Source organism: Nissabacter archeti (assembly GCF_018257325.1).
Classification (GTDB): Bacteria; Pseudomonadota; Gammaproteobacteria; order Enterobacterales; family Enterobacteriaceae; genus Chimaeribacter; species Chimaeribacter arupi.
The window spans coordinates 358,295-382,807 of sequence record NZ_JAERKB010000008.1 but is presented as its reverse complement, the minus strand read 5'-3'; the positions used below and the strand labels follow the sequence as shown (position 1 = coordinate 382,807).

General features: G+C 56.6%; 27 protein-coding genes. 16 read left to right on the top strand and 11 right to left on the bottom strand.

Going from position 1 to position 24,513, the window contains the following annotated elements:
• Positions 1–9: 9 nt before the first annotated feature.
• The 7 genes from acpP to yceD form a co-directional block, all read right to left on the bottom strand.
• The gene (gene acpP, locus JK232_RS13455; RefSeq protein ID WP_072925418.1) at positions 10–246 is read right to left on the bottom strand and encodes an acyl carrier protein; all 237 of its coding nucleotides are present in this window, start codon (positions 244–246) and stop codon (positions 10–12) included.
• Positions 247–400: 154 nt separating this feature from the next.
• On the bottom strand, positions 401–1,135 hold the full coding sequence (fabG, locus tag JK232_RS13450; RefSeq protein ID WP_072925420.1) for a 3-oxoacyl-ACP reductase FabG: 735 nt from the start codon (positions 1,133–1,135) through the stop codon (positions 401–403).
• Between the two features lie 13 nt (positions 1,136–1,148).
• The gene (gene fabD / locus JK232_RS13445) at positions 1,149–2,078 is read right to left on the bottom strand and encodes an ACP S-malonyltransferase (RefSeq protein WP_072925423.1); all 930 of its coding nucleotides are present in this window, start codon (positions 2,076–2,078) and stop codon (positions 1,149–1,151) included.
• A gap of 18 nt (positions 2,079–2,096) precedes the next feature.
• Positions 2,097–3,050, bottom strand: a complete 954-nt coding sequence (locus tag JK232_RS13440) for a beta-ketoacyl-ACP synthase III (protein ID WP_072925426.1) — start codon at positions 3,048–3,050, stop codon at positions 2,097–2,099.
• Between the two features lie 6 nt (positions 3,051–3,056).
• The gene (plsX, locus tag JK232_RS13435; protein WP_072925428.1) at positions 3,057–4,091 is read right to left on the bottom strand and encodes a phosphate acyltransferase PlsX; all 1,035 of its coding nucleotides are present in this window, start codon (positions 4,089–4,091) and stop codon (positions 3,057–3,059) included.
• Between the two features lie 37 nt (positions 4,092–4,128).
• On the bottom strand, positions 4,129–4,293 hold the full coding sequence (gene rpmF / locus JK232_RS13430) for a 50S ribosomal protein L32 (RefSeq protein WP_072925431.1): 165 nt from the start codon (positions 4,291–4,293) through the stop codon (positions 4,129–4,131).
• 16 nt (positions 4,294–4,309) lie between these two features.
• On the bottom strand, positions 4,310–4,831 hold the full coding sequence (gene yceD, locus JK232_RS13425) for a 23S rRNA accumulation protein YceD (RefSeq protein ID WP_072925435.1): 522 nt from the start codon (positions 4,829–4,831) through the stop codon (positions 4,310–4,312).
• 140 nt (positions 4,832–4,971) lie between these two features.
• Here yceD and JK232_RS13420 point away from each other — a divergent pair, with 140 nt between their 5' ends.
• A complete protein-coding gene (locus JK232_RS13420; RefSeq protein WP_101833807.1) occupies positions 4,972–5,559 on the top strand; it encodes a Maf family protein in 588 nt (195 codons plus the stop codon).
• Positions 5,560–5,600: 41 nt separating this feature from the next.
• Here the strand turns inward: JK232_RS13420 and rluC are convergent, their stop codons facing one another.
• The gene (gene rluC / locus JK232_RS13415) at positions 5,601–6,560 is read right to left on the bottom strand and encodes a 23S rRNA pseudouridine(955/2504/2580) synthase RluC (RefSeq protein ID WP_072926836.1); all 960 of its coding nucleotides are present in this window, start codon (positions 6,558–6,560) and stop codon (positions 5,601–5,603) included.
• Positions 6,561–7,118: 558 nt separating this feature from the next.
• Here rluC and rne point away from each other — a divergent pair.
• Positions 7,119–10,676, top strand: coding sequence for a ribonuclease E (gene rne / locus JK232_RS13410; protein WP_212589304.1), 3,558 nt, complete (start codon positions 7,119–7,121; stop codon positions 10,674–10,676).
• A gap of 73 nt (positions 10,677–10,749) precedes the next feature.
• Here the strand turns inward: rne and JK232_RS13405 are convergent, their stop codons facing one another.
• Positions 10,750–11,037: a putative quinol monooxygenase gene (locus JK232_RS13405; protein WP_072925445.1), complete on the bottom strand. Its 288-nt coding sequence runs from the start codon at positions 11,035–11,037 to the stop codon at positions 10,750–10,752.
• A gap of 229 nt (positions 11,038–11,266) precedes the next feature.
• Here JK232_RS13405 and pyrC point away from each other — a divergent pair, with 229 nt between their 5' ends.
• The 8 genes from pyrC to JK232_RS13365 all read left to right on the top strand — a co-directional run bounded on the left by pyrC (position 11,267) and on the right by JK232_RS13365 (position 17,344).
• On the top strand, positions 11,267–12,319 hold the full coding sequence (gene pyrC / locus JK232_RS13400; RefSeq protein WP_072925451.1) for a dihydroorotase: 1,053 nt from the start codon (positions 11,267–11,269) through the stop codon (positions 12,317–12,319).
• A 90-nt stretch (positions 12,320–12,409) separates the two neighbouring features.
• On the top strand, positions 12,410–12,652 hold the full coding sequence (dinI, locus tag JK232_RS13395) for a DNA damage-inducible protein I (RefSeq protein WP_072925457.1): 243 nt from the start codon (positions 12,410–12,412) through the stop codon (positions 12,650–12,652).
• 232 nt (positions 12,653–12,884) lie between these two features.
• On the top strand, positions 12,885–13,154 hold the full coding sequence (locus JK232_RS13390) for a hypothetical protein (RefSeq protein ID WP_072925462.1): 270 nt from the start codon (positions 12,885–12,887) through the stop codon (positions 13,152–13,154).
• A gap of 225 nt (positions 13,155–13,379) precedes the next feature.
• Positions 13,380–13,634, top strand: coding sequence for a biofilm formation regulator BssS (gene bssS, locus JK232_RS13385; RefSeq protein ID WP_072925467.1), 255 nt, complete (start codon positions 13,380–13,382; stop codon positions 13,632–13,634).
• Positions 13,635–13,792: 158 nt separating this feature from the next.
• A complete protein-coding gene (gene solA, locus JK232_RS13380) occupies positions 13,793–14,908 on the top strand; it encodes an N-methyl-L-tryptophan oxidase (protein ID WP_072925469.1) in 1,116 nt (371 codons plus the stop codon).
• A gap of 202 nt (positions 14,909–15,110) precedes the next feature.
• Entirely contained in the window at positions 15,111–15,755 is a 645-nt protein-coding gene (locus JK232_RS13375) for a response regulator transcription factor (RefSeq protein ID WP_072925472.1), read from the top strand.
• A gap of 407 nt (positions 15,756–16,162) precedes the next feature.
• A complete protein-coding gene (locus tag JK232_RS13370) occupies positions 16,163–16,717 on the top strand; it encodes a cytochrome b (RefSeq protein ID WP_212589303.1) in 555 nt (184 codons plus the stop codon).
• 51 nt (positions 16,718–16,768) lie between these two features.
• A complete protein-coding gene (locus JK232_RS13365) occupies positions 16,769–17,344 on the top strand; it encodes a YceI family protein (protein WP_072926838.1) in 576 nt (191 codons plus the stop codon).
• Between the two features lie 89 nt (positions 17,345–17,433).
• On the opposite strand, the gene trhO is transcribed toward JK232_RS13365, so the two are convergent.
• Positions 17,434–18,492: an oxygen-dependent tRNA uridine(34) hydroxylase TrhO gene (gene trhO, locus JK232_RS13360; RefSeq protein WP_101833814.1), complete on the bottom strand. Its 1,059-nt coding sequence runs from the start codon at positions 18,490–18,492 to the stop codon at positions 17,434–17,436.
• Between the two features lie 292 nt (positions 18,493–18,784).
• Between trhO and JK232_RS13355 the strand changes: the two genes are divergently transcribed.
• The 6 genes from JK232_RS13355 (at position 18,785) to JK232_RS13330 (ending at position 24,167) form a co-directional block, all read left to right on the top strand.
• Positions 18,785–19,891 carry an NADH:flavin oxidoreductase/NADH oxidase gene (locus JK232_RS13355; RefSeq protein WP_072925484.1) on the top strand — a complete coding sequence of 369 codons (1,107 nt, stop codon included), beginning with the start codon at positions 18,785–18,787 and terminating at the stop codon, positions 19,889–19,891.
• A 313-nt stretch (positions 19,892–20,204) separates the two neighbouring features.
• Positions 20,205–21,125 (top strand): Kdo(2)-lipid IV(A) acyltransferase, encoded by a 921-nt coding sequence (locus JK232_RS13350; protein WP_072925487.1) that lies wholly within the window; start codon positions 20,205–20,207, stop codon positions 21,123–21,125.
• Positions 21,126–21,191: 66 nt separating this feature from the next.
• Positions 21,192–21,476: a YciI family protein gene (locus tag JK232_RS13345; protein WP_072925490.1), complete on the top strand. Its 285-nt coding sequence runs from the start codon at positions 21,192–21,194 to the stop codon at positions 21,474–21,476.
• A gap of 274 nt (positions 21,477–21,750) precedes the next feature.
• Positions 21,751–22,980, top strand: coding sequence for a multidrug efflux MFS transporter MdtG (mdtG, locus tag JK232_RS13340; protein WP_338086313.1), 1,230 nt, complete (start codon positions 21,751–21,753; stop codon positions 22,978–22,980).
• 249 nt (positions 22,981–23,229) lie between these two features.
• The gene (locus JK232_RS13335) at positions 23,230–23,610 is read left to right on the top strand and encodes a MysB family protein (protein ID WP_101814285.1); all 381 of its coding nucleotides are present in this window, start codon (positions 23,230–23,232) and stop codon (positions 23,608–23,610) included.
• Positions 23,607–24,167 (top strand): GNAT family N-acetyltransferase, encoded by a 561-nt coding sequence (locus tag JK232_RS13330; protein ID WP_212589301.1) that lies wholly within the window; start codon positions 23,607–23,609, stop codon positions 24,165–24,167. The genes JK232_RS13335 and JK232_RS13330 overlap by 4 nt, the downstream gene beginning before the upstream one ends.
• A 12-nt stretch (positions 24,168–24,179) precedes the next feature.
• Here the strand turns inward: JK232_RS13330 and JK232_RS13325 are convergent, their stop codons facing one another.
• Positions 24,180–24,395, bottom strand: coding sequence for a YceK/YidQ family lipoprotein (locus JK232_RS13325; RefSeq protein ID WP_101827965.1), 216 nt, complete (start codon positions 24,393–24,395; stop codon positions 24,180–24,182).
• Between the last annotated feature and the right edge of the window lie 118 nt (positions 24,396–24,513).

Genomic DNA, 24,513 nt, shown 5'->3' with positions numbered 1-24,513 from the left:
TATGTTCGCTTACTGCTGGCTAGCCTGGATAAAATCAATAGCTGCCTGAACAGTAGTGATTTTCTCAGCTTCTTCGTCCGGAATCTCAGTATCAAACTCTTCTTCCAGAGCCATTACCAGCTCAACGGTGTCAAGAGAATCAGCGCCCAGGTCATCAACAAAAGAAGCGTTGTTTAAAACTTCTTCCTGCTTAACACCAAGCTGCTCAACGATGATTTTCTTAACGCGTTCTTCGATAGTGCTCATACTCTTAAATTTCCTATCAAAACTCGCTTTCGCGATGGTTTTCGTAGTGTATAAAATGTTGAAAAAGATGCAACTAAATCCCGGCTGGTCAAACCACGATTTTACGCTATTTTGCGGTGTTTACCCCAAATAACGCAAATAGTTTTCGTGATTTTTAAATCATATACATGCCGCCATTGACATGTAATGTTTCACCGGTGATATAGCCAGCCTCATCAGAGGCTAAAAAAGCAACAGCGCTGGCGATTTCTTTAGCTTCCCCAAGCCGGCTAGCCGGAACCTGGGCCAAAATGCCTGCGCGTTGATCTTCTGTCAACGCCTGTGTCATGTCCGTCTCAATAAAGCCGGGCGCCACGACGTTGACCGTAATGCCACGTGAAGCCACTTCACGTGCCAAAGATTTGCTAAAACCAATCAGACCCGCTTTAGCCGCCGCGTAGTTCGCCTGCCCTGCATTGCCCATCGTGCCGACAACGGACCCGATGGTAATGATACGGCCAAAACGCTTTTTCATCATAGCGCGCATTACCGCTTTTGACAGGCGGAATACGGAAGTCAGGTTAGTGTCCAGGATATCCTGCCACTCATCATCCTTCATACGCATCAGCAGGTTATCACGGGTAATCCCGGCATTATTGATCAAAATGTCGATCTCGCCGAATTCCGCACGGATTGTTGCCAGCACGGCATCAATCGACGCGGAATCTACCACATTTAACATCAAACCTTTACCGTTATCGCCCAGATAAGCACTGATTGCTTCAGCACCCTTCTCGCTGGTCGCGGTACCAATCACTTTGGCACCCTTTGCCACCAGGGTTTCAGCGATAGCCCGGCCGATGCCGCGGCTTGCCCCGGTCACCAGGGCAATTTTTCCTTCGAAGCTCATTGTTTTCCTCTTTTTATTGTTCAAGCGCCGCTGACAGGCTGGCCGTATCGTTTACGGCGGCCGCGGTCAGGGTGTCAACAATACGTTTGGTCAGCCCGGTCAACACTTTGCCCGGCCCAACCTCAATCAGGTGCGTGACGCCCTGGGCAGCCATGAACTCTACGCTCTCCGTCCAGCGGACCGGGCTGTAGAGCTGGCGAACCAACGCACTGCGGATCGCCTCTGGCGACTGCTCAGTGGCGACATCCACATTATTCACCACCGGCAAGGCCGGTGCAGAGAATGTCACGTTTTCCAGCGCCTGCGCCAGTTTCTCTGCCGCCGGTTTCATCAGCGCACAGTGAGAAGGCACGCTCACCGGTAACGGCAGGGCACGTTTGGCACCGGCCGCTTTACAGGCGGCATTCGCACGCTCGACGGCTTCTTTATTGCCGGCAATCACGACCTGCCCCGGTGAGTTGAAGTTCACCGGTGAGACGACCTGCCCCTGGGCTGATTCTTCACAGGCTTTGGCGATCGCGTCGTTGTCCAGGCCGATGATGGCGGACATGGCGCCGGTACCTTCCGGTACGGCTTCCTGCATCAGTTTGCCGCGCAGTTCAACCAGGCGAACAGCTTCCTGGAAATCCAGCACACCGGCGCAGACCAGCGCCGAGTATTCGCCCAGGCTGTGCCCGGCCAGCAGCGCCGGGGTTGCCCCGTTCTGCTGCTGCCAGACACGCCAGATGGCCACAGAGGCCGCCAGCAGTGCCGGCTGGGTCTGCCAGGTTTTGTTCAGCTCTTCAGCCGGCCCCTGTTGCACCAGCTGCCACAGGTCATAACCCAGCGCCGCGGAGGCCTGGGCAAATGTCTCTTCCACAACCGGATACTGCGCGGCCAAATCAGCCAGCATACCGAGCGCCTGGGAACCCTGCCCAGGGAATACCATTGCAAATGTCGTCATTATTCTTTTCCTGCCAGATTAGAAACGAACCAACGCCGAGCCCCAGGTAAAGCCGCCGCCAAAGGCTTCGAGCAGTACCAGTTGACCGCGCTGAATACGTCCGTCCCGGACCGCTTCGTCCAGTGCTGCCGGAACAGAGGCCGCAGAGGTGTTGCCGTGGCGGTCAAGCGTGACAACCACATGCTCCATCCCCATGCCAAGTTTTTTGGCCGTGGCGCTGATGATACGCAGGTTGGCCTGATGCGGCACCAGCCAATCCAGCTCACTGCGGTCCAGATTATTGGCCGACAGCGTTTCATCCACGATATGCGCCAGTTCTGTCACCGCCACTTTGAACACTTCGTTGCCTGACATGGTCAGGTACGCGGTGCCGTCCGGATCCTGGCGGTTATGGTGCGGCAGCGCCAGCAGGTTGCCGTAACGGCCATCGGCGTGCAGATGGGTCGAGAGGATGCCCGGCTCTTCGGATGCGCCCAGCACCACGGCACCGGCACCATCCCCAAACAGGATCAGGGTGCCGCGATCGTTCGGATCGAGGGTGCGGGACAGGACATCAGACCCAATCACCAGCGCATGTTTGACTGCGCCGCTTTTGATGTACTGGTCGGCCACGCTCAGGGCATAGGTAAACCCGGCACATGCGGCAGCCAGGTCAAAGGAGGCCGCATCTTTTACACCCAACAGTTGTTGGATCTGGCATGCGGAACTGGGGAAAGCGTGACTGGAGGAGGTCGTGGCGACGATGATCAGGCCCAGATCGTCTTTGTCGATGCCGGCCATTTCAATCGCTTTTTGCGCGGCATTGAAGCCCATCGTGGAGACGGTTTCATCGGCTGCGGCGATACGGCGTTCACGAATACCGGTGCGGGTGACAATCCACTCGTCGGAAGTATCCACCATTTTTTCGAGGTCGGCGTTAGTACGCACTTGTACGGGCAAATAGCTCCCCGTACCGAGAATTTTAGTATACATTTACGATCAGTCACTCTTGGGTAATACAGCCTCAAGGCGCGCGGCAATACGCTCTGGGACCTGCCGCTGCACCGCCTGCACAGCCTGTTCGATCGCGACAGCAAATGCGCGTTGATTCGCTGCGCCGTGGCTTTTAATAACGGTGCCCCGCAATCCTAACAGACATGCGCCATTATACTGGTCGGGGTTCAAATGACCGAACCGCTTTGCCACGCGTTTCTGTAACCATTTACCCAGCAGCGTTACCCACCAGGTTTTTTTCTTCCCTTCACCAGAGGAGTTGAGGAGTGACAAAAAGAGCCTTATCACGCCTTCCATGGTCTTCAGGGTGACGTTACCCACGAAGCCGTCACACACCAGGACATCCGTCTTACCGGTCAGCAAGTCGTTGCCTTCAAGATAGCCTATATAGTTTATTGTTGGCGTTCTTTTTAGCACGGCGGCGGCTTCGCGGATATTATCCGGGCCTTTGGCTTCTTCTTCCCCGATATTCAGCAGTGCAACCCGGGGGTGAGTGATGCCCACCACTTCTTCCGCCATGACGGCCCCCATGACGGCAAACTGCACCAGCATTGTGCTGTCGCACGCGACATTGGCGCCCAAATCAAGCACCACCGTCCTGCCGCGTTGCTGATGCGGTAAGACGCTCATCAGCGCCGGGCGTTCAATCCCTTCCAACGGCTTCAGTACGACTTTAGCCAGGCCCATCAATGCGCCGGTGTTTCCGGCACTGATGCACCCCTGCGCGTCTCCCTGTTTCACCAGCTCCAGCGCAATACGCATAGAGCTGCCGCGACTGGCACGGATCGCCTGCGCCGGTTTGGCGTCATTGGCAATCACCGATTCAGCAGGGATTACCCGCAAGCGCGTCATAACAGACGGATCGGTTCGGTTCAGGTAAGGCGAGATCGCGTCGGGATCACCGACTAAAAGAAGATTGAGCTCTGGATTGGAGGCCAGTGCCTGCAATGAAGCAGGCACTGTGACGGACGGACCGAAGTCCCCGCCCATTACATCTAACGCAAGGGTCAGACAAGCCAAGGCATCTGTCGCTTTGCTAAAAATTAGCGAAAGCTACTCAGATAACCTTGCGACCGCGGTAGAAACCGTCGGCAGTGATGTGGTGACGACGGTGGGTTTCACCAGACGTTTTGTCCACAGACAGAGTGGTGGTGGTCAGGGCATCGTGCGAACGACGCATGCCACGCTTGGAACGGGTTGGTTTATTCTGTTGTACGGCCATGGACCTTACTCCTCAATTACTTTTTCTTTAAACTGGCTAATACGGCAAATGGATTAGGTTTCTCCGCCTCTTCAGGCAGTTTACCGAAGACCATGTCCGCGTCGGACACTTCACAGTGTTCAGAATCATGTACCGGAACCACCGGCAACGAAAGAATGATTTCATCTTCAATCATTGCCAACAGATCAACTTCGCCAAAATCATCGACGTTAATCGGTTCGTAAGCTTCCGGCAATGCCTCAGCCTGCTCATCATTGACGACCGGGCTGAAACAATATGTTGTGTGTACATGGTGCTCAAAGGTCTTTCCGCAACGTTGACACTCGAGCGTAACCGTGACGTCCGAAACCCCGGAAATCACCGCCAGACGCTGATTATCAATGTTAAACGATAAAGCGCTTTCTACATCACTGTCCACACTGACCACGGACTCGGCTACGCGTGTAACCTGCTCCGGCGAATAGATACCTGCGTAATCTAAACGCTTTTGCGCGGTACGAACCGCATCAATGGTCAAGGGTAATTTTACCTTTTGCATAGGGCGCGCATATTAACTTTGTAACGACATGGAGTCAAAGAAAAAGGCCGGATTACCGCACCTTTCACCAATATTCGCTTCCGCAGCGGCCGATAGTTTAAAATGCAGAATTCAATTACGCTACGGTTTGTGGAAAAAATATGTCCCTTCCTCTGGTTCTCGCCTCTACCTCGCCCTACCGCCGGGCTTTGCTGGAAAAAACCGGCCTGACATTTACTGCCGCCGCACCGGCGGCAGATGAAACCCCCTGCCCCGGTGAAACGGCAGAGGCACTGGTGCAGCGCCTGGCGGCAGCCAAGGCCCGTTCTCTGGCAGAGGCTTACCCGCACCACCTGATTATAGGTTCAGATCAGGTCTGCGTCCTGGACGGCACCCTCACCGGCAAGCCGCATACCCTGGAAAACGCGTTTGCCCAGTTGCGGCAGGCCAGCGGCCAATGCGTGACGTTTTATACCGGGCTGGCGCTCCTTAACAGCGAAACCGGTGCCGTGCAGTGCTGCTGCGAGCCTTTTGAGGTGCATTTCCGGGCACTGACTGATGACGAGATTCACGGGTATCTGGCGCGCGAACAGCCGCTGGACTGTGCCGGCAGCTTTAAAAGCGAGGCATTAGGGATAAGCCTGTTTGACCGGTTATCCGGCCGCGATCCCAACACCCTGGTCGGGATGCCGCTGATCACATTGTTGGCCATGTTACGGGCGGAGGGGGTCAATCCGTTGCTTGCCTGAAAAAGGCGGTAAAAAGGCACTTTACGGTGCCTTTCAGTCCATCAGGCTTTCGCCTCTTTGCGCAACACCTGCAGGCAGCGCTGCAGCGCGGCGTCCAGCGGTGCCTCAATGCGCAGTGTCTCACCGGTGCCCGGATGCTCAAAACGCAGCGCCGCCGCATGGAGGAACAGCCGTTTCAGCCCGGTTGACGCCAGCTGGCTGTCAAACTCACGGTCACCGTAGCGGTCGTCAAAGGCGATCGGATGCCCGGCATGTAATGTATGAACGCGGATCTGGTGGGTACGGCCGGTCACCGGGCTGGCTTTGACCAGCGTGGCGAAGGTAAAGCGCTCTTCGACTTTAAAGCGCGTCTCAGAAGGTTTGCCCTCACTGTTGACCCGCACAATCCGCTCACCGCTCTGCAGGATATTCTTCAGCAACGGGGCCTGCACCACTTTGCAATGGGATTGCCATTGCCCGCGCACCAGTGCCAGGTAATCTTTCTGCATCCCTTTCAGGCGCAATTGCTCATGGAGCGATCGTAATGCCGAACGTTTCTTGGCCACCAGCAACACGCCGGAGGTATCGCGGTCAAGCCGGTGCACCAGCTCCAGGAAGCGCGCCTCCGGTCGCAGGGCGCGCAGCCCCTCAATTACCCCGAAGCTCAGCCCGCTGCCGCCATGCACCGCCGTACCGGCGGGTTTGTTCAGGATCAGCAGGTGCTCGTCCTCATACAGGATACAGTCGGCCAGTGCGGCCACCTTATCCAGTTTGGCGGAAACCTGCGGCTCCTCGCGCTCAGCCACCCGCACAGGCGGGATACGCACTTCATCCCCCGCCTCCAGTTTATACTCGGGTTTGATGCGCTTTTTATTTACCCGGACTTCGCCTTTACGCACGATGCGGTACACCATGCTTTTCGGCACCCCTTTAAGTTGGGTGCGCAAAAAGTTGTCGATTCGCTGGCCGGCCTGATCGTCAGAAATAGTGACGATTTGCACTGATGGATTCTCTGTTTTCATGGCGGCGATTCTAAATACCCGGCCGCCTTCGCGCCACTGATTTTTGTGACGCAGCCCGGCTTTTGGCCGCAGACCCGGCATAATTTTGTTTATTTACTCAGCAACCGTTACCGTCCTGCTTTCTTGTGCGTGAGTTTCTTGTAAGGCACTGCTAAAGTCACCTTGCTATAACCGTGTCTGCAATGGAATAATGCGATTTCTTTCCGCGTTAATCTCGTTAAGACAGGGAAAATAGCGGAATCAGAACGTTGCCTGATGGCACACACGCAGCAATGGCGTAAGACGTAGCGTGAAATCAAGCAATTAGCGGGCTGCGGGTCGCAGCCTGGCCGGCATAATGGAATGAGATCTGTCGACGTAACTGAGAGGCTATTCCCCTACAAAGAGCGCTGCTTTTCACAAAGAAAGGCAGGCTTACCGAAGTAATGCGCCCCTATGCAGGCGACAACCGGGAGGTTGACGGCTTTGCGAGAAGACACGGGGCCAACGGTAACACCGGTCAGGAGGTTATTTTGCCCGCAGCTTTATCGACAATGCAAAAATAACGAGTAAGTTAAGATGAAAAGAATGTTAATTAACGCAACTCAGCAGGAAGAGTTGCGTGTTGCCCTCGTAGATGGACAGCGTTTATATGACCTGGATATTGAAAGCCCAGGCCATGAACAGAAAAAAGCCAATATCTATAAAGGCAAAATCACCCGTATAGAACCGAGCCTTGAAGCCGCTTTTGTTGATTACGGTGCCGAAAGACACGGTTTTCTCCCCCTCAAAGAAATTGCCCGCGAATATTTTCCCAGTAACTACTCCTCTCATGGTCGCCCCAACATCAAAGATGTGCTGCGTGAAGGCCAGGAAGTCATCGTTCAGGTTGATAAAGAAGAGCGCGGCAATAAAGGCGCTGCCCTCACTACCTTTATCAGCCTGGCCGGCAGCTACCTGGTATTGATGCCGAATAACCCGCGCGCCGGGGGCATTTCACGCCGTATTGAAGGGGATGACCGCACAGAGCTGAAAGAAGCCCTCTCTTCACTGCAACTGCCGGACGGCATGGGGCTGATTGTCCGTACCGCCGGTGTCGGTAAATCTGCTGACGCGCTGCAGTGGGATCTCTCTTTCCGCATCAAACACTGGGAAGCGATTAAGAAAGCCGCGGAAGGCCGCCCGGCCCCGTTCCTGATCCATCAGGAAAGCAACGTGATCGTCCGTGCTTTCCGTGACTATCTGCGCCCGGATATCGGCGAGATCCTGATCGACAACCCGAAGATTCTTGACCTGGCCAAAGAGCACATTGCTGCCCTGGGCCGTCCTGATTTCAGCAGCAAAATCAAGCCATATACCGGTGAGATCCCGCTGTTCAGCCACTACCAGATCGAATCGCAGATTGAGTCTGCGTTCCAGCGCGAAGTGCGCCTGCCGTCCGGCGGCTCTATCGTTATCGATACCACCGAAGCGCTGACCGCCATCGACATCAACTCCGCCCGTGCGACCCGCGGCGGCGATATCGAAGAAACCGCCTTCAACACCAACCTGGAAGCGGCTGATGAAATTGCCCGCCAGCTGCGCCTGCGTGACCTCGGCGGCCTGATTGTCATCGACTTTATCGACATGACCCCGGTGCGCCACCAGCGTGAAGTGGAAAACCGCCTGCGTGATGCGGTGCGCCAGGATCGTGCCCGCATCCAGATCGGCCGTATTTCACGGTTTGGCCTGCTGGAGATGTCACGCCAGCGCCTCAGCCCGTCCCTGGGTGAGTCAAGCCACCATGTCTGCCCGCGTTGCAGCGGCACCGGCACCATCCGTGACAACGAATCCTTGTCGCTCTCTATCCTGCGTCTGATTGAAGAAGAAGCGCTGAAAGAGAACACCAAGGAAGTGCACGCGATTGTTCCGGTACAGATCGCCTCTTACCTGCTGAACGAAAAACGTGAAGCCGTCAATGCCATCGAAAAACGCCAGGGCGGCGTGCGCGCCATCATCGTGCCAAGCGACCAGATGCACACCCCGCACTATTCGGTGCTGCGCGTGCGTAAAGGCGAAGAGACGTCAACCCTGAGCTACCTGCTGCCGCAACTGCATGAAGCAGAGATGGTCCAGCCTTCAGACGACCTGCCGGCTGAGCGCAAACGTCCGGAACAACCGGCGCTGGCGACCTTTGCCCTGCCGGTTGAAGCACCACCGGTGTTTGAAGAAAAAGCCGCCGGTAAGCCTGTCGCCGCTGCCGCAAGCCAACCGGTGAAAAAAGAGGAAGCGCCTGCTGCGCCTGGCTTTATCAGCCGCCTGCTGAGTGGCCTGAAAAACCTGTTTGTGGGTGAGCCGCAGCAACCTGAAGCCAAACCGGCTGAAGAAGACGTGGTGGTGAAGGAAGAGAGCACCGAGCCTCGCCGTAATGAGCGCGATCGCCGTACACCGCGTCGCCAGAGCAATAACCGTAAAGAGCGTAACGGGGAGCGTCGCCCGCGTGACGACCGTGAGCCGCGTGAATCCCGCGAACCGCGTGAGGCCCGTGAACCACGTGAATCCCGCGAACCACGCGAAGCCCGTGAGCCGCGCGAACCTCGTGAAATGCGTGAACCCCGTGACGAGCAGCGCCGTAATAAGCGCAATCAGGACGTGGTGGCTGAGCCGCGCAGTGAAGAGGCTGAAAAGGCCCTGCGTGAAGAGCAGCAGCAACGTCGTGAGCAGCGAGCTGAGCGTCAGCGCCGTCGTCAGGAAGAGAAGCGTAAAGCACCGCAGGATATCGCCGCTGAAGAGGTGATCGCCCCGGTAGATGTGACGGCCGCCGTCAACACGGATGACAACGATCAGGACGATCGCCAGCAGCCGGTGATGCCGCGCCGCGAACGTCGCCCATTGACGCAGAAAGTGCGCTTTAATGGTGAGGCTGCGGTGGAAAGCACCCCTGTTGCGGAGAGCCAGCCGGTTGCAGAGGCGTCCGTTCAGCAAGATGATGACAATGCGGAAGGCCGTAACGCCAACGGTGAAACCGGGATGCCGCGTCGTTCCCGCCGTTCGCCGCGTCACCTGCGTGTCAGCGGCCAGCGCCGTCGTCGTTACCGTGATGAGCGTTACCCTTCTCAGTCACCGGTGCCGCTGGCAGGTGCCTTTGCCTCGCCGGAAATGGCGTCAGGTAAGGTCTGGGTCAGCTACCCTGTCACTGCGTCCACTGACGAGCATCATGACGAGCCGATGTCTCCGCACACTGCGTTGTCCGCCGGTATCGCTGAGCTGCATGAAAATGGTGATTACGTTTATCCGTCCTCTACCCCGGAAGAGATTGCCGGTACAGATGCTGCCCGTACTGACATTACGGCAGACGAGGTGACAGAGGACACCGTAACCGTTGAGACCCCGACCCTGGAAATCATGGCTGATCCGCTGACCGCGGAAACCATCGACCAGGTGGAAACTGTCGCACCGGAAGCAGGTATTGAGCTGGACGTTGAGCCGGTAAAAGAGGCCCCTGCTGCTGAGCCACAGCCTGTGGCTGAAGAGCGCGCGCCTGCACCGGTCAGCATGCCGGACACTGCGCCTGCTGTAGCTGCTGCTCAGGCACAAGAGGTTCCTGCTCAGGCCCCTGCCGTAGAAGCCCCGGTAAATGCCGCTGTAGAGCCGGTTAACGCTGCCGAAGAGCCTGTTAACGCTGCCGAAGCACCGGTTAACGCTGCTGAAGCACCGGTTAACGCTGCTGAAGCACCGGTTAACGTCGCTGAAGCCCCGGTTAACGCCGCTGAAGCCCCGGTTAACGCTGCTGAAGCACCGGTTAACGCCGCTGAAGCACCGGTAAATGCCGCTGAAGCGACGGTTAGTGCTGCCGCTGTGGCACCTGAGGCTGACGTTGCGCCGCTGGAAGAGGAAAAGGCGGTCAAAGAGACGCTGATTGCTGAAGCCACGGCCGCTGCGGCTAAACCTGCGGTGTCACCGGCTCCGGTTGAGTTTACTCACCACGCGACCGCGCCGATGACCAAGGCACCGGCACCGGCATACACCCCGGAACCGGCCCGCCAAAGTGACTGGCAGCGTCCGGTGTTTAACTTTGAAGGTAAAGGCTCTGCGGGCGGACATGCGGCGGTAAACACCGCCACTGCCCCGGCAACCAAACCTGAAATGAGTGAATAACTCCGCCGCAAAAAACAAAACCCGCCATCCGGCGGGTTTTTTTATGGGCAATGCCGGGCGGCGGCACAGCGGCTCAGGCGATCTGTTTTAATGTTTTGATGTCCAACGACGCGAGTTTGCCTTCCAGTTGGCTGGCAAAGCGGCCGAAATGTTCGCTGTTGCTGTGCTTATCCAGCGCCTCTTGTGAACGCCAGCGCTCAAAAAACACGAAGCAGGCAGGATTTTCTTCATCCTGATGCAGTTCATATTGAATGCACCCGACTTCCAGGCGGCTCGGTTCAATAATTTCATGCAGGGTATTGGTCACGTCTTCCAGGTATTCTGGTTTGGCAACCAGACTTGCGACGACACGCACTTCCATACTCATGACTCCTTATTTTTTAATGCCGGACGGCGCGCTTAAGGCAATATCGCCGCCGGCCGGATGACCAGGTTTACTATGGCCCTATCTTGCCGGTGATTTCAACTTTGGATTAACAAACAGATGCATCTGATCAAGTTTACGCTTATCCTTACACCCCGCCATAAATCGCCTGTTTATACGGCTGATGCCTTTAACGCCTTTTCCATTTATGCCGGAGTGTTGTGAAATGACCGCCCAACCGCAAGTTCTGAAGATCCGCCGCCCTGACGACTGGCACATCCATCTGCGTGATGATGACATGCTCAGAACCGTGGTGCCTTACACCAGTGACGTTTTTGGCCGGGCGATTGTCATGCCGAACCTGACGCCCCCCGTCACCTCAGTCGCGCAAGCGATTGCCTACCGTGAACGCATCTTGGCGGCGGTGCCTTCCGGCCATCACTTTACCCCACTGATGACCTGCTACCTGACAGACTCCCTGGCCGCCAGTGAGCTGGTACAAGGGTTTGAGCAAGGGGTCTTTACCGCAGCAAAACTCTATCCTGCGAATGCCACCACCAACTCGTCTCACGGCGTGACTGATGTGCCGGGCATTTACCCTTTATTTGAAGAGATGCAAAGGATTGGGATGCCGCTGCTGATCCACGGTGAGGTCACGCATGCGCACGTTGATATTTTCGACCGCGAAGCACGTTTTATTGACGAAGTCATGGACCCGATCCGCCGCCATTTCCCGGCCCTGAAGATTGTGTTCGAACATATCACCACGAAAGACGCCGCGGATTACGTCCTGGCGGGTGACCGCTATTTAGGGGCCACCGTAACGCCCCAGCATTTGATGTTCAACCGCAATGACATGCTGGTAGGCGGTATCCGCCCGCATCTGTTCTGCCTGCCGATTTTGAAACGTAATATCCACCAGCAGGCACTGCGCAGTGCCGTTGCCAGCGGCAGCGATCGTTTCTTCCTCGGTACCGACTCCGCGCCCCATACCCGCCACCGCAAAGAATCCAGCTGCGGCTGTGCCGGCTGCTTCAATGCGCCGTTAGCCATGTCAGCTTATGCCACGGTGTTTGACGAGCTGGGCGCACTGGAACACCTGGAAGCCTTCGCCTCGCTGAACGGCCCGCAATTCTACGGCTTGCCGGTCAATGAAGGGTTTATTGAGCTGACCCGGACAGATGTGGTGCAGGAAGAGGAGATTGCGGTAGCCGGTGAAAGTGTGGTGCCGTTCCTGGCGGGCCAGACCCTCCCCTGGCGCGTGACGCGCGTTTCCTGACCACGCTTTCCGGTTTCCTTTAAAACAGGCTTGCGCCCCTGCACAGCATACTGTATAAATTAACAGTATATTCTGATGTGGGGGTGCACTATGCGTGTTGAACTTACCGTGGATAAAACCAAACCCTTGCCGGCGGGCGCGCTTGAGGCGCTCTCGGGTGAGCTGAGCAAACGCCTCAACCAGCAGTTTACCGATGTGGCCGTACAGGTGCGTTACGCCGGGGCCAATCATCTGTCGGTGCTGGGCGGCGCGAAAACGGACCGGGCGCTGATCGAAGAGATCTTACAAGAAACATGGGAAAGCGCCGACGAGTGGTTCGTCACTGACTTTTAACCCTTTGCTGTTTTTTTGCCGGGCGTCGCTTCCCGGCTTTTTTATATCTCAGGCCAGCCTGTTTTTCTTCCCCAGACCGATATAACATTATGTTACATACTCAGCGTTAACCGCTGTCGCGTGTAACAGGGCCGTTTGTGATGGGTCAACCGGGTCGCCATCTACCGTGCCGCCCCTGCCCCGTTCACGGCCCGTAATCTGTCTGGCTTGTATTCACACAGGAGGTAGGCACATGGCCGCCGAAAAACCGGAAGAGGCAATGACGTTTGGCGAGCTGCTGGAGCTGATACGCGATCAGCAACGTCGGCTGAGCGTGCTGGAGACGGCATTCTCTTATCTGGCTTTCAGTCACGATGATAAATCAGCCCAATTAATGATTCACAGCCTGAAGCTGGAATCGCAGAACCAGAACCGGGATGAAGAGACACAAAAACATTTTGCGCAGTTGGCAGCGCAGTGGGAAAAACGCTTTTCACCGGTTATTACCCCTTCGGCCGAGTAATCTTCAGCCTCTCCGGTTATGCCGGGGAGGTTTCTCCTGATTAATCGCCAAAAACACCGCATCATGTTCATTTATTGCCCATTCGGGCCTCTTTTTAGCCTATTATCAACTTTTACTTCCCAAAAACCTGTCGGCCGTGCTTATACTTAAGTGCTCACTTCATAAAGAGCCGCATTGCTCCTCAGTTAGTCACTCACGTTAGTCACTACCAAAGAAGGGGTCTATATGGACAGAAAAGATGAAGTAATTCAGACACACCCGCTCGTAGGTTGGGATATCAGTACCGTCGATGTTTATGATGCCATGATGATTCGTCTTCATTACCTGTCTTCAACAGACCAATCTCCAGAAGAAGCACATGTTGACAGAACGTTATGGTTAACGACAGATGTGGCGCGGCAACTTGTTTCCATTCTTGAAGCAGGCATCGCAAAGATAGAATCCAATGAATACCTGGATCTGGACCATCGTAAACATTAACGTTATTTATCGCTTGGCCTGAGGCACCCGTTATCCGGGTGCCTTTTGCATTTCTGGCCCCCAACCCTTTTTCTCTGCCGGTGCGGATTGTCAACGCCGGGTCACTCTCTCTATGATGGCAGGGTCTTTTTACCCTGAATCACGAGGAAGCACCTTCCATGGAATATGATCTGATCATTGTCGGCAGCGGTTCAGTTGGCGCAGCGGCAGGCTACTATGCCACCCAGGCCGGCATGAAAGTGCTGATGATTGACAGCGCCATGCCCCCGCACAAAGGCGCGAGCCATCACGGTCAGACGCGCATCATCCGCCATGCGTATGGCGAAGGGGAACGCTATGTCCCGATGGTATTGCGGGCGCAGGCATTATGGGAGCAACTGGCCGACATCAGCGGCCAGCGCCTGTTTCACCCGTGCGGCGTGATTAACCTCGGGTCGGCAGATTCAGCCTTTATGCGCAATGTGCGTCTCAGTGCCGAAACCTACGGGCTGCCGGTTGAGATCCTGGGGCCTGACCAGGTGCAGGCCCGCTGGCCGGAGTTTACCGTGCCGGATAACTTCATCGGCATCTTTGAGCCGGGATCAGGCGTGCTGCAATGTGAACAGGCGATTAGCGAGTATATCCGGCTGGCGCGCGAAGCCGGATGCGCCCAATTGTTTAACTGCCCGGTCACCGCCCTCACGCCGCTGGAACAAGGGATGCAGGTCACCACGCCGGAAGGGGCGTTCACCGCCCGGAAAGTGGTGATCAGCGCCGGTACCTGGGTGCAGGCGTTGCTGCCCTCCCTGCCGATACAGCCATTGCGTAAAGTCTTCTCCTGGCATCAGGCCGATGGCCGCTACAGTGAGGAAAATCATTTCCCGGCCTTTACGGTCGAAATGGCCGAGGGCGACCACTATTACGGCTTCCCGGCGGGTAAAGAGGGTCTGAAGCTCGGCAAACACCAGGGCGGCCAGCCGATTTCGGCACCGGAACAGCGTAAACCGTTCGGCAGCATTGCCGAGGACGGCACGGAAGTCTTCCGCTTCCTGCGGCGTTTTTTGCCGGGGGTTGGGGTTTGTCTGCATGGGGAAGCCTGCACCTATGACATGACGCCTGATGAAGACTTTATCATTGATACCCTGCCCGGCTGCCCGCAGGCGATGGTTATCGCCGGGTTGAGCGGGCATGGGTTTAAATTTGCCAGTGTACTGGGTGAAATTGCCGCGCTGTATGCGGATGACCAGCCCCTTCCCTATGATCTTACGCCGTTTAGCCTGTCCCGTTTCGCCTGACTGAACAGCCGCTGCCCCGGTGGCGGCGGCTTTAAATAATAATCAGGACAAATCTTTTATTATTAAATATAGAACCCGCCCATATATTCGGAAATTGTATTCTGTTGACCCTGCTTTTTCAGAATTGACGCCTCTTCTGGATGTGATTAATTTGCCCGGTTATTAAAAAGGAAATTTAACCCATCCCCGAGGAGAGCGGCAAATGCGGATCATGATAATTGACAGTTGTGTCTTTACCCTATTGGGCACCTGCTGCTTTTTGGAAAAATACCCTACTGTCATTACGGAACATGCCACAGCCATTGACCTCGCGCTGCCGCTGATTGAGGATTTCCATCCGGATCTGGTGTTGATTAACATGACGCATTATTGTCGCCGCGGCGGCGAGTTTCCCCAGCTCGTTGATTTCTTTCTCGCCTGCGGTGATGCCCATGTTTATATTTATGTTGATGCGCCTTACCCCACGGCGATCGAACCTATTACGCTGTCCGGCCGGGTCTCTTTGATGAATAAACAGTGTCTGCTGCCCTTACTGCACCAGATAGGTGATGTTTGCCAGCCCCCGGCCTTCTTTAAGCGCAACGGCAGAGGCTACCTCTACAGCCGCCAGGAGTTAGCGGTGATTTCCCTCTGGATGGCGCAACAGACGAACAATGATATTGCGCGGCAACTGGGCATCTGCGGGCGGACGGTCTATGTGCATAAACGCCAGGCCATCCGTAAGCTGGCAGTGCGTAACCGGCTGGAATTCTGTTTTCTCTACCCGGTTATTAAGCATGTCATCTACCCGCCTTTTTTCTTCCCGGAACGGGACAGGATCATAGCCGAATTGCATCACGCCTTATAATTTCTCCTTTCTGTGCCTTTCCCCCTTGTTTACCTGAGTGCCTGCCGGGTCTCCCCCGGCATCGCCCGTGCATCTGCCCCGGCTCACCTGCCTCTTTTTTTCACCCCGTTATCCTGTTTTGCTTTTTCCTTTTTCACGTGGCGGAAATTAATTTGCCGCTGTTCTGAGATATGCCCGTTTATACTGACAAACCCTGACAATTATTGACAATACCTGTCCCGCCCTGGGTATTTACGTTATCCCTCATTCACGTTATTTCGCCGAAGCCACTGAATAAGATAACCATGACTAAATCAAAATTTATGAAAGAAATTTCAAATTGATTACAAATAAAAAATAACCGTTGATTTTGTAAAATCAGATGTCTATTTTTTAAAAACTCGTTACCGTCCGGTAAAGGTTTCAAAATGCATTTCAAAAACGATACGCAGGCTTTCGGCCATACCAGTGTGCTGATCCATTGGCTGGCCGCGCTGGTCATTTACGGCATGTTTGCCCTTGGCTTATGGATGGTGACCCTGGGCTATTACGACGTCTGGTATCACCGGGCGCCGGAGCTGCATAAAAGTATCGGGGTGCTGCTCGCCGCCCTGATCCTGTTCCGTATTGTCTGGCGGTTTGTCTCCCCGCCGCCCCTGCCGCTCAGTACCTACAGCGCAACCACCCGCATCGCGGCGACCACGGCGCATTTGCTGCTGCTGGCGGGCCTGATCGGCATCCTGGTCACCGGCTACCTGATTGCCACCGCAGAAGGCCAGCCCATCAGCGTCTTCGGCTGGTTTGGCGTACCGGCCCTGGTGACCCTCGGCCCGGCGCAGACTGACCTGGCCGGTGACCTGCACCTCTGGCTGGCCTGGGGCGTGGTGGTGCTCTCGGTATTGCACGCGCTGGCCGCCCTGAAACACCACTTTATCGACGGCGATGTCACCCTTAAACGGATGCTGGGTCGCCGCTCATCTTAAGACTCACCTACTGGTAACATGGAGATTGCTATGCTGACGATGACTCCGCGACTGAAAAAGCGCGCCCTGGGCCTGACACTGGCCTCATTACTGCTGAGCACCGGAAGTGCGGTGGCCGCTGATTATAAAATTGACAAAGAAGGCCAGCACGCCTTCCTGCAATTTCGCATCAAACACTTAGGTTACAGCTGGATCTACGGCAGCTTTAAAGATTTTGACGGCACCTTTACCTATGACGAGCAAAACCCTGCGTCAGACAAAGTCAACGTCACCATCAACACCAACAGCCTCGATACCAACCATGCCGAGCGTGACAAACACCTGCGCAGCCCTGATTTCCTGAATACCGGTAAATATCCGCAGGCGACGTTCGTCTCCACCAAGGTGGAAAAAGACGGGGATGAACTGAAAATCACCGGTAACTTTACGCTGAACGGCGTGACCAAGCCGCTGACGCTGGAAGCGAAGCTGATGGGCCAGGGTGATGACCCGTGGGGCGCCTACCGTGCCGGGTTTGAGGCAGAAGGCGAGTTTGCGCTGAAGGATTACAACATCAACACCAAACTTGGGCCTGCCTCGCAGAATGTGCAGCTGATTATCTCGCTGGAAGGGGTACGGCCGAAATAAGGCCGGCCGGGCAGTGTGATGTATAAAAAAAGGTCACCTCAGGTGACCTTTTTTACTGCGTGTTTCTTACCGTGCGCCGCCTATCAGCATCAGGCTTCGCTGTCTGGCGCCGGGATCTGCAAGCGGGGGCGCAACAGGCCTTTAGACTTATTGAAGATCTTATTGCCGTTTTCACGGCCGGCGCGGCGGGCGCGTTGCTCTTCCGGCGGCAGTTTCAGCTCTTCCTGGCACAGGGCGCTGCAACAGCCTTCGTAAGCTGCCGCACAACGCGGGCACTGGATAAACAGCAGGTGGCAGCCATCGTTTTTACAGTTGGTGTGGCTGTCACACGGCTCACCACACTGGTGGCACTGGGCGATCACATCGTCGGAGATGCGCTCCCCCATCCGCTCATCAAACACAAAGTTTTTGCCGATGAATTTCAGCGGCAGGCCTTGCTCACGCGCCCGGCGGGTGTATTCAATGATGCCGCCCTCAACGTGATAGATGTTTTTAAAGCCGTGGTGCAGCATGTAGGCGCTGGCCTTTTCACAACGGATGCCGCCGGTGCAGTACATCACGATGTTTTTGTCTTTCTGATCCTGCAGCATTTCGACTGCCATCGGCAACTGCTCGCGGAAGGTGTCTGACGGCACCTCAAGCGCGTTTTCAAAGTGCCCGACTTCATACTCATAATGGTTGCGCATGTCGACAAACAGCGTATCAGGATCGTCAATCATCTGGTTGACCTGATCGGCTTTCAGGTACTCACCCACCTGGGACGGGTCGAAGCTTTCATCCTCGATGCCGTCAGCCACAATGCGCTCACGCACTTTCATGCGCAGCACCCAGAACGACTTGCCGTCATCTTCCAGCGCAATGTTCAGGCGCACCTGATCCAGCGCCGGGTGGCTGGCAAACAGCGCCTGTTTGAATGCCTCAAAACGGCTTTGCGGCACGCTTATCTGGGCATTAATCCCCTCTTTTGCCACATAGACGCGGCCAAAGACCTGCTCAGCCTTAAACGCCAGATACAGGGCGTCACGGAAGGCTTTCGGGTCGTCAAGGGTAAAATATTTGTAGAAAGAGACAGTGGTACGCGGCTCGGTTTCGGCCAGCATACGTGCCTTCAGTTCTTCGTTGGAAATTTGGTTGTGTAACACTGGCATGGTGTACGTTCCTGGGGGTAATCAAGTCTCAACAAAACGGCGTTTGCGCCGCAGCGGGCGTAAACGGGGGCGTATGATACATGATAGTTTTTTCCAAAACATCACCATAACCAATGAATAGTGGCTTTTCCGCCCCCGGCTCCACTGGAAACAATTTGTTGCCGACCCGCAGGTTGACGTCAGGCAGAAAAGGGATAAGCCTTAAGAGTGAGACAATTAAAACACGTATCTCCGGTGGGGGGCCGCCGGCCATACGGCACCCCTTTCCCTTTCATTGACAAGCGAGGTCTTCATGAGTCAGCTGTTTACCCCTTTTCACCTGGGTTCCTTGACACTGCCAAACCGTATCGTCATCGCCCCGATGTGCCAATACTCCTCCGATGACGGCAAAGCCACCTCCTGGCACACCATCCATCTCGGCCATCTAGCGCTTTCCGGTGCCGGTCTGCTGATTGTTGAGGCCACGGCGGTGGAAGCGGTGGGCCGCATCACGCAACAGGATCTCGGCCTGTGGGACGACGACACTGAACAGGCGCTTTCCGGCGTCGTTAAGGCGATCCGCGAAAACAGCGCGATCCCGCTCGGCATCCAGCTTGGCCATGCCGGGCGCAAAGCCTCCTGTAAGCGCCCGTGGGAAGGCGGCAGCTCTATTCCTGACGGCCAGCCGGGCGGCTGGAAAACCATCGCCCCGTCGGCAATCCCCTATAACCCGGAACAGGATGAAACGCCGGAAGCGATGACGCAGGCGCGCATCGATGAACTGAAACAGGCCTATGTGGCGGCGGCCAAACGTGCTGACCGGCTGGGCTTTGACCTGCTGGAGCTGCACGCCGCTCATGGCTACCTGTTGCACCAGTTCCTTTCCCCGCTCTCCAACCAGCGTACCGACCAGTACGGCGGCTCGTTGCAGAACCGGATGCGGCTGGTGCTGGAGGTGTATCAGGCGCTGCGCGAGGCATTCCCGGCGGAAAAACCGATCGGCGTGCGTATTTCAGCCACAGACTGGGTGGAAGAAGGCGGCTGGGATATCGAACAGTCGGTGGCGCTGGCGAAAGCACTGGACGAGCTGGGTTGCAGCTACATCCACGTCTCCAGCGGTGGGAACGCCAGGGAGCAGAAAATCAGCATCAGCCCTAACTATCAGGTGCCGTTTGCCGATCAAATCCGTCAGAACGTGAAGATGCCGGTCATCGCGGTCGGCCTCATCACCGAACCGGAACAGGCGGACGCCATCGTGGCGACCGGCCAGGCGGATCTGGTGGCCCTGGCGCGCGGGATGCTGTATGACCCACGCTGGCCGTGGCATGCGGCTGCCAAACTGGGCGAGAAAGCCATCGCGCCCGATCAGTACAAGCGCTCGGAACCCCATGCGCTGAAAGGGTTGTTCAACGATAAGTAACCCCTGCGAGGCGGGCCGCCCGGCCCGCCATCTTTGCGCTGACCCGCATTATGCTGAAAATCACCCCAATCTGACGTGGTTTTGTACACGACTCTAACAAAATGAACCTTTTATGCGGTGAATTTTCACCTATGCTGCTAATAATGGCACAATAGCCAACAATGTAGCGGCTGAATACATAGGGTTCATCCCTGCCATACTGCGTTTCTGAACCGCCACCGGCAGCTTTAGGCATGGAGCTTCTGCCGCGCTGACAGGGACGTATTGTCCAGAGCATGATTGTTACGTCGTAACAAAATAAAGCAGAGAAATTATGACGCACCTTCCTACCTTTAACCGTTCTCTTTTGCACCCGCGATACTGGCTGACCTGGCTGGGCATCGGCCTGTTATATGTGCTGGTGCTGCTGCCCTATCCGGTGATTTACTGGCTGGGTACCCGCCTGGGCCGCTTCTCAATGCGGTTCCTTAAACGCCGGGTGCATATCGCGCAGCGTAATCTGGCGCTCTGTTTCCCGGAGATGCCGGCCGCCGAACGGGATGTCCTGGTGCGCAAAAACTTTGAATCCGTCGGCATGGGGCTGTTTGAAACCGGCATGGCCTGGTTCTGGCCGGATTGGCGGGTACACCGCTGGTTTGCCGTGAGCGGTGAAGAAAACATTGCCATGGCGAAGGCCAAAAAACAGGGCGTGCTGCTGGTCGGCCTCCATTTCCTGACGCTGGAACTGGGCGCGCGCATTTTTGGCCTCTACAACCCCGGTATCGGCGTTTATCGCCCGCATGACAATAAACTGATGGACTGGATCCAGACCTGGGGCCGCACGCGCTCCAATAAAACCATGCTGGACCGCAAAGATCTGAAAGGCATGATCCGCTGCCTGAAGCAGGGTGACATCATCTGGTATGCGCCGGATCATGACTACGGCCCGCGTGCCAGCGTGTTTGCGCCGCTGTTTGCGGTGCCGGACGCCGCCACCACCACCGGCACCTATCTGCTGGCGCGGATGGCCAAACCGGCGATTATTCCGTTTGTGCCGCGCCGCCTGCCGGATGGCCGCGGCTATGAGCTGGTGATCCTGCCTGATGTCGAGGATATGCCGCTGGACAGTGAACTGGCCGCGGCCACGCGCATGAACCAGGTGGTCGAAGAGGCGATCATGATGGCCCCTGACCAATATATGTGGCTGCACCGCCGTTTCAAAACCCGCCCGGAAGGGCAGCCTTCGCTGTATTAAGGCGGCGGCACACCCGTTACTTTCACCCCGGAGGGCGCCGCCCTCCCTGTTAAAGCGGAGATCGCGATGTATATCATCAGCCTGACCTACACCCAGCCTCTGGACACCGTAGACACTCACCTTGAAGGCCATCTGGCCTGGCTCGACCAGTATTTCCGTCAGGGCACGTTCCTGGCCGCCGGCCGCAAAGATCCGCGTAACGGCGGCGTCATCCTGGCACAGGGCGTGTCGCGTGATGAACTGGACCGTATTCTGGGGGAAGACCCGTTCCAGGCGGTTGCCCGTTATGAGGTCACTGCCGTTGAAGTCACCCTGACCAACGCCCAACTGGCCTGCCTGAAAGGCGTGTAATATTTTTCCGGACTGCGGCTTGTCCGGTCTGCTGCCGGTGGGTGCCCGTGCCCTGCCGGCCATCTCCCCCCTTGTTTCACGCCCTGTTCTCTTTCGCTGCCCCTTTCCTTTTGCCCAGCTGGTTGATAATACAGCGGTTGCGGCGCATACTTAACGCGCTAACTGTCTGCTTTTCATGCTCTGCCCTCCCAGGCGCGCCTGCGTTTTCTCTTCTGCTCAGGTGACACCGGCGGCAGTGCGGTGTTTACCCCTGACCGCAGGATATTACCCCGCTGTGCAGAATACGCTTCCCGCTGCTCTCCCCATTAACTGGAAACGCAACCTGGCGGTTGCCTGGCTCGGCTGCTTCCTGACCGGCGTGGCCTTCAGCCTGATTATGCCTTTCCTGCCGCTGTACATCGAAACGCTCGGCGTCACCGGCCACGAAGCGGTAAATATGTGGTCGGGGCTGGTGTTCAGCATCACCTTTCTGTTTTCCGCCGTGGCCTCGCCGTTCTGGGGCGGCCTGGCTGACCGCAAAGGGCGCAAACTGATGCTGCTGCGCTCAGCGCTGGGCATGGCCGTGGTGATGGTGCTGATGGGGCTGGCGACCACCATCTGGCAATTGCTGGCACTGCGGGCGGTGCTGGGGCTGCTGGGCGGCTTTGTGCCGAATGCCAATGCGCTGATCGCCACCCAGGTGCCGCGCAACCGAAGCGGCTGGGCGCTCGGCACCCTCTCTACCGGCGCGGTCAGCGGCGCGCTGATTGGGCCGCTGATTGGCGGGTTGCTGGCTGACCGCTATGGCCTGCGCCCGGTGTTCTTTATTACCGCGCTGGTGCTGTTTGTCTGCTTTGTCTTCACGCTGTTCCTGATCAAAGAGCAGTTTGTGCCGGTGTCGAAGAAAGAGATGCTCACAGGCCGCCAGGTGCTTGCCTCGCTGAAAAACCCGAAGCTGGTGCTCTGCCTGTTCGTCACCACGCTGATCATCCAGGTGGCGACCGGCTCCATTGCGCCTATCCTGACGCTGTACGTGCGCGAACTGGCCGGCGATACGCAGAACCTGGCCTTTATCAGCGGCATGATCGCCTCCGTGCCGGGCGTGGCAGCCCTGATCAGCGCGCCCCGGCTGGGCAAACTGGGGGATCGCATCGGCCCGGAACGCATCCTGATTACCATGATGGCGCTGTCGGTGGTGATTTTGATCCCGATGGCATTTGTGCAGAACCCGGTACAGCTCGGCATTTTACGGTTTTTGCTCGGCGCGGCGGATGGTGCCCTGCTGCCGGCAGTGCAGACGCTGCTTATCTACAACAGCACCCAGCAGGTGGCCGGGCGGGTGTTCAGTTATAACCAGTCATTCCGCGATATCGGCAATGTTACCGGCCCGCTGCTGGGTGCGGCGGTTTCTGCCGGTTATGGGTTCCGCGCCGTGTTTGGCGTAACGGCCTGTGTGGTGTTGTTCAATGCGGTTTACTCTTACTGGTGCCTGCAACGCGCCCCGAAACGGGCCTTGCTGAAATAACCGGCAGCGCATCCCGAGCGCCCCGGAAGGTTCGTGCTGCCCGTGCGTCTGCGCCCTATGTTATTGATTAAATTTCACCTGATAAAATAGCGTAAGATCAGTGATGTCCCCGTTGCAGGCAGCATAAAAAATTTTATTCGTATTCCCTGCGCCAAAAACTTGCATCCTCCGCCTCACCGGCAACACTTAACCGGTACCCCTGTTTACTGCGCTGACACGGCGCAACCGTGTCATTGAAGGAGGCCAACAATGAGCATGTATGCAACCCTGGAAGAAGCCATTGAAATTGCGCGCGAAGAGTACCTGGAAGCGCTCGCAGATGACTACGCGGATGATGAGATCCCTTCGCCGCAGCAGTTTAACCTGCAAAAATATGTGCTGCAGGATGGCGACATTATGTGGCAGGCAGAATTTTTCCTGGATGAAGGCGATGCGATAGAGGGCCTGCCGTTCCGCAGCGGCGCGGCGGCGCAAGCCATCTATGAAGACGATTTCGATGAAACTGAATTGCGTCTGGAGTGGCTGGAAGAGAACACCCTGCATGAGTGGGATGAAGGCGAATTCCAGCTCGACCCGCCGCTGGATACCGAAGAGGGCAAAACCGCGGCCGATGAGTGGGATGAGCGGTGAGTGAGGCAGCCGTCCGGGTGCGGCGCGCCCAGGCAGAGGATTACCCGCAGATTCTGGCGTTACAGCACGCCAACGTACGCGATAACCTCAGCCCGGCAGAGCGTCGCCAGGGGTTTATTGTGTCTGCCCTGGATAACGCGCAACTGACGCGCATCAACCAGGCACTGGGCGTGCTGGTGGCCGTGCAGGATGAGCGGGTAATTGGTTTCGTCTGCCTCTCCCCCACCCACTTCACCCCGCGCCCCCCGGTGGTGGATACCTTGTTGCAGGTGAAGAACCGGCACTATTTCCGCAATAAACCGATGTCCACCCAGCGGCTGTTCCTGTATGGCCCGGTGTGTGTGGATCACGGCTGGCGTGGGAAAGGGGTGTTAAAGCAACTCTATCAGGGGGTGAAAACCTTTACCCGTGACCGCTATGACAGCGGCATTGCGTTTATCGACAACAGCAACCCGCACTCACTGGCCGCGCATGTGGATGGGCTGGGCATGACGGATATCGCCGGGTTTACCTGCAACAACCGCGGCTATCAGATGGTGGCCTTTGCAGCCGGGTAACCCCCGGCATGCTTATTCGTAGGGGCCGTGGCGGGCGTCGATCGGCAGCATAAAGGTATCCACGATCATCGACAGCGGCACATCAATCACCGTAACGTAGCGCCATGCACTGTCACGCAGATCCCATTGTACGCCGGGGTAGTACTGATTACCGTGCCCCTGCCCCGGCATTGTCCGGCTGATGATGCTGCCGCACCCGCTCAGCGTGGCCGCCAGCACCCCCATCATGATGATTCGTAACACCTTGCTCTGCACCACACCCTTACCTTTCGTCGTCTGCTGCGCGGGGTGCGCAGGCTATGAGATTGTATGCCTTAGCATAGCATGTCACCCGCACGCCCGGCGC